Annotated in this window: 10 protein-coding genes; 6 read left to right on the top strand and 4 right to left on the bottom strand. The window is 75.1% G+C overall.

All coding sequences use genetic code 11. The features are described from left to right. Nucleotides 1-72: 72 nt before the first annotated feature. The 3 genes from AB0873_RS22250 to eccCa form a co-directional block, all read right to left on the bottom strand. Entirely contained in the window at nucleotides 73-351 is a 279-nt protein-coding gene (locus AB0873_RS22250) for a WXG100 family type VII secretion target (protein ID WP_155329142.1), read from the bottom strand. A 28-nt stretch (nucleotides 352-379) separates the two neighbouring features. Continuing rightward, a complete protein-coding gene (locus tag AB0873_RS22245) occupies nucleotides 380-688 on the bottom strand; it encodes a WXG100 family type VII secretion target (RefSeq protein WP_155329143.1) in 309 nt (102 codons plus the stop codon). 218 nt (nucleotides 689-906) lie between these two features. After that, nucleotides 907-4,869: a type VII secretion protein EccCa gene (gene eccCa, locus AB0873_RS22240; protein ID WP_366601827.1), complete on the bottom strand. Its 3,963-nt coding sequence runs from the start codon at nucleotides 4,867-4,869 to the stop codon at nucleotides 907-909. Nucleotides 4,870-5,021: 152 nt separating this feature from the next. Here eccCa and eccD point away from each other — a divergent pair, with 152 nt between their 5' ends. Further along, nucleotides 5,022-6,419 (top strand): type VII secretion integral membrane protein EccD, encoded by a 1,398-nt coding sequence (eccD, locus tag AB0873_RS22235; RefSeq protein ID WP_366601825.1) that lies wholly within the window; start codon nucleotides 5,022-5,024, stop codon nucleotides 6,417-6,419. Nucleotides 6,420-6,461: 42 nt separating this feature from the next. Here the strand turns inward: eccD and AB0873_RS22230 are convergent, their stop codons facing one another. After that, complete coding sequence (locus AB0873_RS22230; protein ID WP_366601823.1) at nucleotides 6,462-7,646, bottom strand: type VII secretion protein EccE; 1,185 nt, start codon at nucleotides 7,644-7,646, stop codon at nucleotides 6,462-6,464. Between the two features lie 152 nt (nucleotides 7,647-7,798). Between AB0873_RS22230 and eccB the strand changes: the two genes are divergently transcribed. The 5 genes from eccB to AB0873_RS22205 all read left to right on the top strand — a co-directional run bounded on the left by eccB (nucleotide 7,799) and on the right by AB0873_RS22205 (nucleotide 12,679). Continuing rightward, nucleotides 7,799-9,256, top strand: a complete 1,458-nt coding sequence (eccB, locus tag AB0873_RS22225) for a type VII secretion protein EccB (protein ID WP_366601821.1) — start codon at nucleotides 7,799-7,801, stop codon at nucleotides 9,254-9,256. A gap of 97 nt (nucleotides 9,257-9,353) precedes the next feature. Continuing rightward, a complete protein-coding gene (locus tag AB0873_RS22220; RefSeq protein ID WP_366601819.1) occupies nucleotides 9,354-9,722 on the top strand; it encodes a hypothetical protein in 369 nt (122 codons plus the stop codon). Beyond that, nucleotides 9,715-11,040 carry a WXG100 family type VII secretion target gene (locus tag AB0873_RS22215; protein WP_366601818.1) on the top strand — a complete coding sequence of 442 codons (1,326 nt, stop codon included), beginning with the start codon at nucleotides 9,715-9,717 and terminating at the stop codon, nucleotides 11,038-11,040. Before AB0873_RS22220 ends, AB0873_RS22215 begins: the two co-directional genes overlap by 8 nt. 245 nt (nucleotides 11,041-11,285) lie before the next feature. After that, nucleotides 11,286-11,705 (top strand): hypothetical protein, encoded by a 420-nt coding sequence (locus AB0873_RS22210; protein ID WP_366601817.1) that lies wholly within the window; start codon nucleotides 11,286-11,288, stop codon nucleotides 11,703-11,705. Nucleotides 11,706-11,869: 164 nt separating this feature from the next. Beyond that, complete coding sequence (locus AB0873_RS22205) at nucleotides 11,870-12,679, top strand: hypothetical protein (protein ID WP_366601815.1); 810 nt, start codon at nucleotides 11,870-11,872, stop codon at nucleotides 12,677-12,679. Nucleotides 12,680-12,693: the final 14 nt, after the last annotated feature.

Genomic DNA, 12,693 nt, shown 5'->3' with positions numbered 1-12,693 from the left:
GGAACACTCGGCTGCGAACACGACGCGGCTCCGGCCCGGTCTGACCGGACCGGAGCCGCGTCGGCGTTCGGATCAGCCCCACACCTTGGCGTTGCTCATCTCGGTGTTGACGTAGTTCTCGCGGGCGATGCCCACGGCGCCACCGATCTCGTTGAGGATGCGGTTGATGTCGCGCACCGCCGAGTCCCACTGGGCCTGGTGCTGCTCGTAGGCGGCCCGGTCCTGGCCGTCCCACTGGAGCTTCGACAGCATCGAGCGCAGCGTGTCCAGCTTCTCGTCGATGGTCCGCGAGATGGTCTGCATCTGCTGGTTCGCGTTCTCGAGGACCGCGTAATCGACCTTGATGCTCATGAGTTCCTCCCCTGCTCGTCTCGTCGGATCACGGGTTGAGAGCAGAGTGGAACTTGTCCAGCATCTGCTGCTGCTCTTCGTCGTTGACCTGGTGCGTCGTGCCCGACTTGTCGAGCAGGTCGGCGATGTTGTCCATCGCCGTCAGCAGCTTGGCGGTGTTGTCGTTCCAGTTCTGCATGAGCGTCTGGAACCCGGTGGACGCCTGGCCCTTCCACGCGATCGCCAGATCGTCGACCACGTTCCACAGCTTCTTGAGCTCGCCGTCGACCTCGCTGCGCGTGGACCGCACGTCACTCGCGGCGGTATGTAGAGTCGCTGCTTCGACCTCGAACGCCATGCTTCACACCCCTCCGTCTTCTTGTGGCGGCGGATCTGCCGCGCCCCTCCCCCGCGGCAAGGCACACAACCCCACCGACGGACACTCCTCAGGAGACCGTAGCGGAACGGAGCAACGCGGCGCAGCCCCGCCCGGCCTCAAATGTGACGGACGGTGACGCGTTCGTTGCTGGCACAAATGTCGACTCCGACAGCACCGGCGTCCATATCGGACACCGCTCAGGCCGGCTCCGTCCAGGCGGTCTGGATGAGCTGCTGACCGTCCCGCCGCCGGACCAGCGTGCCGCGCCCCGGCGGTTGCGGACTGGGCCGCAGAGTGCCGAAGACCGCGCCCTCCTCCCGGTTGCCGGACATGAGCAGGCCCGGGGAGTCCAGCTCCCGGAGACGTTGCAGCACCGGCTCGTACAGGGCCCGGGCCACACCGCCGACCCGCCGCGTGACGATCAGGTGCAGGCCGATGTCGCGGGCCTGCGGCAACAGCTCGTGCAGCGCGCTGAGCGGGTTGCTCCCGCCCGAGGCCACCAGGTCGTAGTCGTCCACCAGGATGTAGAGGTCCGGGCCCTTCCACCAGCTGCGGTCGCGGAGCTGGGCCGTGGTGACGTCCGGGCCGGGCAGCCGGTTCGACAGCGCGCTGCGGATCGAGGCCAGCCCCTGCGCGAACACCTGGTTCGAGGGGGCGTAGTCGAGCAGGTGGTCCCCCTCGACCGCGCCGAGCAGCCCGCGCCGGTAGTCGGCGATGACCAGGCGGGCCTGGGCCGGCGTGTACCGCTCGGTGATCCCCCGGGCGATCAGGCGCAGCAGGTTCGTCTTGCCGCACTCCGCGTCGCCGAACACCGTCAGGTGCGGTTCGTTGGCCAGGTCCAGGTAGACGGGGGCGAGCGCCGACTCGTTGACACCGATCGGCAGGCCGGGCGCCGACCGGTCGATGATCCGGGCCAGCTCCGTGACGGGCAGCTTGCGCGGCAGCAGGCGCACCTTCGGTGCCGGCCGGCCGGGCCAGGCGGCCGCGACGTGCCGGGCGAGGGCGACCGACGCCTCGGTCAGGTCCTCGATGCTCCGGCGACCGTCGATCCGCGAGACCCCGGTGAGAAAGTGCAGCTTGTCGCGAGTCAGGCCCCGACCAGGTGAGCCGGTCGGGACGTTCGCGGCGGCCCGCCGGTCGATCTCCGACTCGTTCGGGTCGCCGAGGCGAAGTTCCAGCTTCGTGCCGAGCAGGTCCCGCATGTTGATCCGGATCTCCGCCCACCGGACGGCGGTCAGGATCACGTGTACGCCGAAGCCCAGCCCGCGGTTGGCCAGGTTCGTGATGGTCTGCTCCAGCTCCTCGTACTCCTGGCGCAGCGTGTTCCAGCCGTCGACCACGAGGAAGACGTCACCGAACGGGTCGTCGGCGAACTCACCGGCGGCCCGGCGGCGGCGGTAGCTCGCCACCGAGTCGATGCCGTACTGGGCGAACCGGGTCTCCCGGTCGTCCAGGACCGCCACCACCTCGGCCACGGTCCGCCGGACCGCCTCGGTGTCCCGCCGGCCGGCGACGCCGGCCGTGTGCGGCAGCCCGTCCAGGCTGCGCAGTGCGCCACCGCCGAAGTCGAGGCAGAAGAACTGCACCTCGCGCGGGGTGTGGGTCAGCGCGAGCGACGCCAGCAGCGTCCGCAGCATGGTGCTCTTTCCGCTGAGCGAGGCGCCGACGATCACCACGTTGCCGCCGGCGCCACCCAGCTCCACCAGCAACGGGTCGCGGCGCTGCTCGTACGGGCGGTCCACCACGCCCACCGGGACGGTGAGCTGGCCGCGGCCTCCCCAGTCTGCCGTGCAGAGCCCGTACGTCGGATGGGCGCTGAGCGCCGGCAGCAGCTCGCCGAGGCCGGGCGGGTCGGCCAGCGGCGGCAGCCAGACCTGGTGCGCCGGGCGGCCCTGCCCCGTGATCCGGTCGATCAGCACGTCGAGCATCGCCACGGCCTTGCCCTCGGCCGGCTGCTCCGGTTCCGGGGTGGCCGGCACCGGAACCTGCGGGTCCCGCACCGGGAGGTAGTCCACTCCGTACGGCACGATCCGCCGCTGGACCATCGCCTGTGAGGCCGCGGCCACCTGCCCCGGCGCCCGGTACGGCCCGGAGACGTACGCGGCCCGGAACCGGAGCATCGTGCTGGTGTCGGTCTTCAGGTAACCGTGGCCCGGGGCGTTCGGCAGCTCGTACGCGTCCGGCACGCCGAGCACGATCCGGCTCTCCACCGCGGAGAAGGTACGCAGACCGATCCGGTACGACAGGTGCGTGTCCAGACCGCGCAGCTTGCCCTCCTCCAGGCGCTGGCTGGCCAGCAGCAGGTGCACCCCGAGCGAGCGGCCCAGCCGGCCGATCATCACGAAGAGGTCGATGAAGTCGGGCTTCGCGGCGAGCAGCTCGCTGAACTCGTCACAGATGATGAGCAGGCTCGGCATCGGCTCCAGCGGCTCGCCGGCCGCCCGGGCCTTCTCGTAGTCGTACCTCGAGACGTAGTTGCCGGCCGCACGCAGCACCTCCTGCCGCCGGGTCATCTCGCCGGCGAGCGCGTCCCGCATAGGGTCGACCAGTGGCAGCTCGTCGGCGAGGTTGGTGATCACCGCGCTGGTGTGGGGCAGCGCCTCCAGGGAGGCGAAGGTCGCGCCGCCCTTGAAGTCGACCAGGACGAAGTTCAGCTCCTCCGAGGAGTGGGTGACCGCGAGCGCGCCGACGATCGTCCGGAGCAGCTCGCTCTTGCCGGAACCGGTGGCCCCGATGACCAGACCGTGCGGGCCCATGCCCTCGTGCGCGGACTCCTTGAAGTCCAGCTCCACCACGTTGCCGTCCGGCCCGACGCCGAGCGGGATGCGCAGCCGGTCCCGGTGGCTGCGTGGCCGCCAGCTCTGGTGGACGTCCAGCGTGGCGGCGTCGCCGACACCGAGCAGGTCGGGCAGCTCCATGCTGCGGGCCAGCGGCTCGTCGGCGGTGGCCTGCTGCTGGGAGAGCCGGAACGGGGCCAGCTGCCGCGCCAGCCCCTCGGCGGCGGAGGCGCTCAGCCGGTCGGGAGTGCCGAGCCGGGACGACGTGGTGCCGCGGACCAGTTCCAGCGAGGTGCCGTCGCCCACGTCGAGGCAGAGCAGCCAGCGGCCGGCGTCGCGCGGCACGGCGCCGGAAAGGTCGATGACGGTGGCACCGAGCAGGCCCGCCCCCATCAGCTGGCAGGTCGCCGAGACCTCGCCGCCGTCGATCACCACCACCAGGTGCGGCAGCGTCGTGAGCGGCTTCGCCTCCGGGGCGAAGCGGGGCCGGCCGGCCAGCTCGCCGGCGAGCGACTCCTCCGCCTCGGCCAGGCTCGGGAACACCAGCCGGTGCGCACCCGCCGCGTCACTTCGTCCACTGTGGTGGGCGTGCGGCAACCACTTCACCCAGTCCCAGGCGCCCTGGCGGTCGGGGGCCGCCACCACCGCGACGACCAGGTCGTCCGGCGCGTGGAAGGTCGCGAGTTGGCCGAGGGCGGCACGGGCCAGGTCCAGCACCGGCTCGCGGTCGCCGCGCAGCACCACCCGGCTGAACGCGCGCACCGACAGCGCGGTCGGCAGGTCCGGCACGGTCGAGTGGGCGCGCACGAACCGGCGCAACGCGATCGCGCTCATCGGCTCCAGGTCCTCGACCGGTTTGGTCTCGGGCGGCACGATCTCCACCGCGAGGCGCTGCGGGCCGGTGGCGATGCGGGTCTCGCCGAAGTCGTCCTCGGTGATCCGCCGCTCCCACAGCCGGCGCGACGCGGCGACCGACCACAGGGCGTCCGGCTCCGGGTGGCGCCACGCCATCGCGGCCCGCTGCTGCTCGGCGGCGCGCCGGGTGCGCTTGCGCATCTGCGCCAGGTACCGCATGTAGTCGCGGCGGTCGGCGTTGAGCTCCGCCTTGTCGTTGTTGCCGTGGCTCAGCGAGCCGATCGCCATCCCCAGCATCGAGATGCCGAAGAGACCACCGGCGACATACGTCATCATGCCGCCGCCACGTCCGGCGTAGAGGAACGCCATCGCGCCGACGCCGCAGACCATCGGCAGGATCATCAGCAGCTGACCCATCCCGCGCGGCGTCGGCTCCGGCAGTTCCGGCGGCGACTCCAGCAGGACCTCGCCCCGCGGCAGGGCCGGGCCCGCCTGGCGTGGCGGTCGGCGGAAAACCACCGTGCTCACGGTTGTCCCCTTCCCCCTGAGACGATCGCGCGGGCGGCCCGGGTCGTCGGGTGGGCATCGTACGCGCCCGCCATCGTAGGTAATCTCCCGTGGGCGTCACGGACCCGTGCGGCGCGGGCCCGGCCGGCCGGAGGACGAGCGAGGAGGCCACTGTGGCGACGAAGACGGCGACCGGTGGGCTGAGCCGGATCACCATCGTGGCGCCGCGCACCCGGATGGACCTGGCGCTGCCGTCCGACGTACCCCTGGCAGACCTGCTGCCCACGCTGCTGCGCTACGCCGGCGAGGACCTGGCGGACGAGGGCGTCCGGCACGGCGGCTGGCGCCTGGCGCGGCTCGGCGGGCCGCCGCTGGACGGGGGACGGACGGCCGCGCAGCTCGGCATCCGCGACGGCGAGGTCCTCTACTTCAACCCGCGCACCTCGGCCGCGCCGGAGATCGTCTTCGACGACGTGGTCGACGCGGTGGCGACCGCCACCAACCAGCGTCCGGGGGCCTGGCAGGTCGGCACCACGCGCGCCTTCGCGGTGCTCTTCGCGGCGGTGGCACTCGGCGGCGGCGCCCTGGCCGCGCTGTTCACCGGCCCACCGCAGCTTCCCGGCGCGCTCGCCGCGCTGCTCGTCGCGGTCGCGCTGCTGGTCGGCGCCGCGGTGCTGTCCCGGGCCGCCGCCGACAGCGCCACCGGGTCGGCGCTCGCCCTGGCCGGCCTGGGGTACGCGGCCGTCGGCGGCCTGCTGCTGCTGGCCGGCGACCGTACGCTGACCGAGCTGGCCGCCCCGCACGTGCTGCTCGCCGCCACGGCGGTCGTGCTCGGCGCGGCCGTGGCGGCGCTGGCCGTGGGGGACCGGCTGCCGGTGTTCTTCGGCGCGGGCGCGGTCGGCGCGGCCACCGCGGTCGGCGCGCTGCTCTGCCTGGCGTTCGGCATCGGCCCTGCGGCTGCCGCGGCGGTCGTGGCCGCCGTGGCGTTCGGGGCCGTCCCGGCGCTGCCCATGGCCGCGTACCGGCTGGCCCGGCTGCCCGTCCCGTCCATCCCCACCGGCCCGGAGGACCTGAAGACCGACAGCGAGTCCGTGGACGGGCGGCGGGTGCTCCAGCTCAGCGAACGCGCGGACGAGTTCCTCACCGGTCTGGTGTGGACGGTCTCGTTGCTGGTCCTGGGCGCCGAGCTGGTGCTCGCGCTGGACGGGCGGCTGCCGGCCGTCCTGCTCTGCCTCGTCCTGGCCCTGCTGTCCCTGCTGCGGGCGCGGCCGTTCCTCGGCCGGGCGCAGCGGACGCCGGTGCTGGTCGCGGGGACCGCCGGGCTCGGCCTGGCGGCCGCGGCCGCCTTCACGGACGGATCCGTGGCGCTGCGGCTCGGTCTCATCCTCGGCGGCCTGCTGCTCGCCGCCGTGGTGAGCCTGATCTACGGCCTCACGGTGGCCGGCAAGCGGATCTCCCCGGTGTGGGGTCGGCTGCTCGACATCGTGGAGATCCTGCTCATCATCGCGCTGGTACCGCTGGCCGTCTGGGTCGTCGGCCTCTACGGCTGGATCGTCAACCTCCGCCCCTGACCCGCGGGGAGCTGCCCGCGCGGACGGGGCACCGGCTCGCGCTCAGGCGGTCGGGGCGAGGGTGTCGACGCTTGCGGCCACCGGTGCGGTGGCGTAGACGCCGGGCGCGTGCTGGCCGTCCACCGGGCGGGACGGCGCACCGCACTTGCGGGCGACGTCCCGGACGACCTTCACCAGCGCCTCGACGTGGTTGTCGAGCGCCGCGACGCGTAGCAGCGGCGCTGCCAGCCGGCCGCCCGGCAGCACCCCGACAGCGAGCGTGTGCGACGGTGCGGAGGTCGCGGTGACCGCGTCCACGAGCGTGGCGTACGACGCCTCGGCGCGGGGCCGGAGGGTGAGGCAGCGCTGCGTCCAGCCGCCGCCGCGCAGCCCGGTCCAGGTCTCGGTGGGCGGGGCGGGCGCCAGGTCCAGCCCGGCCGCCGAGAGAACCGCGGCGCGCAGCTCGTCACGGCCGAGCGGGCGGTGGGCGAGGCCGGCCGCGGTCAGCGCCTTGCCCAGCCGGCCGACACCCGCCGAGAGCGTGCGGTGCACCCCGGGCATCCCGCCGCCGCGGCTGACCGACTCCACCCGGGCGTCGCGCACCGACAGCCGCAGCGCCACCCAGACCGTCCGGTGGGCGGCCGGGGGCGCGCCGGGCGCCGGGTACCAGACCAGGGTGTGCGACACCACCTGGGCGCGGGTCACCGGACCGCTGAACTCGGTGAGGACGCGGACCGCCCGGTCCACCACCGCGGCCTCGACCGGTCCGGGCCCGGACCGGCCCTGCACCGCCACGGCGGCGAACCAGCCCTGGGCGTCCTGTCCGACACCGAGCCGGGTACCCCGGTCGGTCAACTCGACGACGGTCAGCTCGGGCGCCAGCGGGGCCAGGCGGGGGTCGACCGCGGTGCCCGCCTTGACGCTGCTCCGCGCCCGCTCGGCGCGCCGGCGCAGGCGGCGGCGCAGCAGCAGGTCCTCGTACCACCAGCGGCCGCCCCGGCGGGCGAGCACGGCGACCACGACCAGGGCGGCGAGCACGGCGACGATCGGGGCGAGCCAGGTCGGCCCGCCCAGCGTCGCCGCGACCGCGAGGGCGCACAGCTCCAGGACGACGAGCTGCCCCACCGCGACGGGCCCGAGCCGACCCCGTCGGGGCGCCGGACCGGACGGGGCGGTGGCCGGCCGCTCCGCCCGGGCCGGTGCGCCGGTCTGCGGGGGGCGGCCCGGAGGCGCCTGAACCTGCGTCATCGGTGGCAGTCCTTCCTGGACGGACCGCGGCGGCGGCGTCACCGGCGCGGGCGGCGGTCCCGGTGGCCCGCCGACGGCCCCTTATCGTAGGGAAGCCCGCGGCGCCGACACGGACCCGATCGTCGCGGACCCACCCCCGCCGGAGGTTAGCCATGCGGACCCGCCGCGACCAGGTGCAGGCGTACCGCTTCGTCACCCGTCGGATCGTCTCGGCGCTGCTGTCGGGCGACCCGGAGACGAACAACCTGCCGATGCGGCGGCTCGGCATGGCGGTCTTCGGCAGCGTGATCGCCGCGGCGGTGGTGCTCGGCGGCGTCGGCGCGTACGGGCAGCTCACCGGCAACACGGCCCCGCTGGAGCAGAACACGCTGGTGATCGAGCGGGAGACCGGCGCGACGTACGTCTTCCTCGACGGCCAGTTGCATCCCACGCTCAACTACGCCTCGGCCCGCCTGATCCTCGGCGAGGCCGACCCCGAGATCCGCACGATGTCGCAGGCGTCGATCCGGGACCGGCCGCGCGGCCGTACGGTCGGCATCGTCGGCGCCCCCGACGCCCTGCCGGACCGGAAGTCCCTCACCGGACTGCCCTGGTCGGTCTGCGACGTGCCGGACGCGGCCGGCGCCGGCCGCTCGGCCACCCGCCTGGTGATCGACCGGGCGCTGCCCGGCGGCACGCCGCTCGGCGACCGGGCGGTGCTGGTCCAGGTCGACGGCCAGCGCCATCTGCTCACCGGCGACGCCCGGCTGCAGGTGGTTGGCGGTGACGCGGCGATCGCCGCTCTCCGGATGGCCGGGGCGCCCACGGTCGCCGTCGGCCAGCAGTTGCTCAACGCGGTGCCCGCCGGCCCGACCCTGCGCGAGCCGTCCATCCCGGGGGACGACGAACCGGGCCGGGTCCGGGTGGGCGGCTCGGAGGCCCGGATCGGTCAGGTCTTCCGGGCGGCGGGCCGGCACTACGTCCTCACCCGCGAGGGGCTGACCTCGATCGGTGAGGTGAGCGCGCTCCTGCTGCTGCGGGTCGGCGGGACAGTGACCGACATCACTCCGGATGAGGCGGGGCGGCTGCTGACCGATCAGCGCGTGGAGGCGGAGGGCCTCCCGCAGACCCTGCCCGCGCTGCACCCGGTCGCGCCGGGCCGGTCGGTGCTCTGCGCGACGTACCGCGCGGGCGCGGACGGCGGGCCGCCCACCACCACCATCGAGGTGTTCGACCGGGCCCCGGCCGAGCTGTCCGCCGACCGGGAGGGCCCGCTGCCGGTCCGGCAGTCCTTGCGGGACGGCGTACGCACGGCGGAGGCCGTGCTGCTTCCCGGCGGCAAGGGCGTGCTGGTCCAGGCCGCGACCGGCTCGGGGGAGAGCGGCGCACCCGCGCCCGGCGCCACCGTGCACCTGGTCACCCCCCAGGGGCTCCGCCACCCCCTCGGTCCCGGCGCGCAGACCGCGCTCGGGTACGAGGGAGTGACTCCGCTGGTCGTACCGGCCTCGCTGCTGGCGCTCATCCCCACCGGCCCCACTCTGGACCGGGAGGACGCGCTGACGCGGTACGCGCCGGCCGACCCGTCCCCGCCCGCGGCGCCGGCCGCGACCGGCTCGCCGGCCGCCGAATGACGGGACCCGGCCGTCGGTGGGTCGCCCGGCGTCGCCCCGGTCGACTAACCTGAGCGTCGCCAACGGTTATCGACTCACGACGTACGGGGATGCTGCCATGACCGGGCGCACGACAGTCGACCTGATGTCCCTTGAGGACTTCCACCGGAAGCTCGCCGACCGGCTGGCCGAGGCGGAGCGGGCGGTGCGCAAGCTCGACACCGAGATGCAGTGCCGGCCGCCGGCACTGGGCACGTTCGCCGACGCGACCGACAACGCCCGACGGTACAGCGACATCCACCTGGCCTACTCCCAGCACGTCGCCCGGCTGCGCACCGCCGTCGAGGCGGCGCAGAGCGCGACCGCCACGATCCTGGCCCGCTACCGCACGGCCGAGGCCCGCAACTCCGCCAACTCCGCCGACATCGCCGCCGCCCTCGCCGGGGTCGACGAGGCGATCACCCGGAAGGAGGAGCCGCGTGTCTGAGTACACCCAGCGCTACCAGCCCGAGAGCCACCAGGCCCTCTACGACGGCGTGATGGCCGGTCAGCCCGGTCAGATCGAGGGCGTCGCAGCACAGTGGACGACGCTGAAGGGCATCGTCGACGACCTCCGCCGCGAGCTCAACGGCGATCTGGAGAAGCTGGCCAACACGTGGACGGGCGAGGCGGGCCAGGAGTTCCAGCGCCGGCTGGGCTTCGTCGCCGCGTACGCGGAGTCGCTGGGCGAGGGCATGGCCGACGTGAGCCGCGGGCTGACCCTGATGGCCGACCACCTGCGCACCGCCCGGGAGCAGGCCGAGAGCCCGGCCGAGACCGACGACCACGACCAGGCGGTCTCCGGCGCGGCGAAGGGCGCGGTCTTCGGTGTGCCCGGCATGGTCGTCGGCGGGCTGCTCGGCCACCAGCAGGACAAGGCCGAGCAGGAGAAGGCGCACCAGCGGATGGTCAACGTGGTCTCCGAGCTGGCCGCCGGCTACGACCTTTCCGCGTACGGGCGGCTGGTGCCCCCACCGCCGCCACCACCGGACACGCCGGGTTCGGTCGACCGTGACGGCACGGCGCCGCGCAGCGGCCCGGCGGTCGGCACGCCGACGGCCGCGCCGACCGCGAGCGGGCTGTCCGCCCGCACGGGCGGGGCGACGGTCTCGACGCCCGACCGGGCGTCGGGCGGGCCCACGTCCGGCACCGGGGGCACGGCGAACCCGGCCGGGGGCGGCGCTGCGGGCACCGGGATGCTCGGCGCCGCACCCGTCGGCGGCACCTCGCTCGCCGGCGCCGACCCGCTGCTCGGCGGCGCGCTGGCCGGCGGTGCCGTCGCCGGCCTGGCCGCGCTGGGCCGGGGCGGCGGCGCGACGGCGACCCCGGGCACCGGCCCCGGCCTGACGTTCGGCACTCCGGGCGGCATTCCGGCCGGCGGAATCGTCGGCACCGGCGCGCTGGCCGGCTCCAGCGGCGCCGCACCCACCTCGGCCCGGCCCGCCGGCGGCACCGCCACACCGGACAGCCGGTCCGCGACCGGAATCGGCCGTAGCGTCGACGGCCGCCGCGGTGAGGGCTCCGGCCGGGACGCCGCCACCCGCCAGGGCACGGCTGCCAGTCGCGTGCCGGGTGACCGGGCGGTCAGCGGCATCGGGCGTACGGACGCGGGCCGCACGGCCGCCGCCGGCGCCCGCCCGGGCCTGCTCGGCGCCGGCCGTGGCAGCGACGACGAGCCGTCCGACGGGCGGCTGACCTGGCTCACCGAGGACGAGATGGTCTGGCGGGACGGCCCGGAGGGCGCGCCGCCGGTGCTCGGCAACTGATTCGTCAGGCACGCCCGGGAAGGGGCCACCCGGTCGGTGGCCCCTTCCGCGTGTCCGGAACACCGTCGGACGGGTGGTGCCGTGGGATTGATCGTGGTGACGCCCAGCGGACGGCGCGTGCTCGGCGGACGCCGGCACACCTGCGCCGGTCCCGCACTGGTCCACATCGCACACGTGGTCGCGGTCACCCGCTTCGGTGCCCGCCGAAGGCTGCGCCGGCCGCCGTCCGGCGATAGGTTTGTCGGGTGTCGTCCGTCGCGCCCGCCCGCCCGTTGTGGGGCGCCGTGCTGCGGTCGCTGCGCGAGGTGGCACGGCTGGCGGTCGTCGCGCTGGCGCTCGGCGCCGGGTTCGGTGGCGCCCCGGCCATCGCCACCGCCGCACCGCCGCCGGCGGTCGTCGAGGCGGCCCGACCGGGCATCGTGATCGACGCCGATCCCGTGGCGGCGTCCGGGCCGGCCGATGCGCCCACCCTGCGGACCAGCACCGTCGCGACGTGGGCCGCCGTGCCCGCGACGTGGGACGGGTCCACGCCGGCCGGCGGAGCCGTCGTCCGGCCGCTCGGCGAGCTGACCGTGAGCCGCGGTGTGGTCACCGACGGCCGGCACGAGCCGGCGGGCGAGCCGGGCGAGGGTGGAACCACCCGCCGGGGCCCGCCCACCGCCTGATCCGGCACCCCTGACGCGCGACGCGCGCTCCTCCTTCGGGTCGTGGAAGGGAACAAGCCCCGCGCGGGGCGCATCGTTCCCGGCTTCCCGCCGGCACACCGATCTCCTGCCCGTCACCGGGCCACCACAGTCGAGTTCGTCCTCCGACCGCAAGGTGTCACCTGATGCAGACCGTGCTCTCCGCCGTTCTCCTCGACGTTCCCCGTGCCGCCGTGATCTGGCTCAGCCTGCTCGCGGTGGTCGCCGTCACCGTTGCCGCCCTGCTGCTGCGGCCCGGCCGGCTGCGCCTCGGCGTCGGCGCCCGGATCCACCGTGCCGCGATGCCGAGCGAGTTGGAACGGGCGGCGGAGGAACGGGAGTTGAGCCGGTACGCCGGGGAGGTCGGCGTCGCCGCGGACCGGGCGGCGACCACCGCCCGCCGGCTGCGTACCGAGTGGCTGGCCGCGCAGGAGGGGGTCGAGTCGGCCTGGACGGCGTACCAGGAGGCGGAGGCCGAGGTGCACCGGTTGACCTCGGCTGCGGCGCTGCCCCTGCCGCGTACGGTCCGGACCCCGGCGGAGTACGCCGAGCGGGAGCGGTTCCTGCACCGGGCCGCGCGGGCCGCGTACGAGCGAGGTGAACTGTCGGTGGAGCAGCTCACCGCCGTCCTCGCCCATCAGGACGGGTGGGATCCCCGGCTGCACCCGGTCGAGCAGGAGCTGGTGCTGCGCCGGGCGGCCCGCGACAACCTCGCCGCCCGCCACTGTGCGGCCCGGGAGCGGGAGCAGGCGGCGTGGCGGGCCGCCGAGCGCGCCGCCGAGGCGGCACGCGCCCTGCGCACCGAGGCGTACGCGGCGACCCGCCGCCGCCCCGAGGAGCAACCGTCGGTGCTCGCGTTGATCGGCGGGCGCGAGCCGGAGCAGACCCGGGAGATTCCGGCGGTGACGCCGACGGCGGCGGTGGCCCGAGGCCGCGCGGCCGTCCCGGCCTACTGACCGCCTTGCGGTCC

Origin of the sequence: Micromonospora sp. NPDC047707 (genome assembly GCF_040704235.1) — a bacterium.
Lineage (GTDB): Bacteria > Actinomycetota > Actinomycetes > Mycobacteriales > Micromonosporaceae > Micromonospora.
Note: the sequence above shows the minus strand (reverse complement) of the source record. Positions and strands in the feature narration are given on the sequence as shown.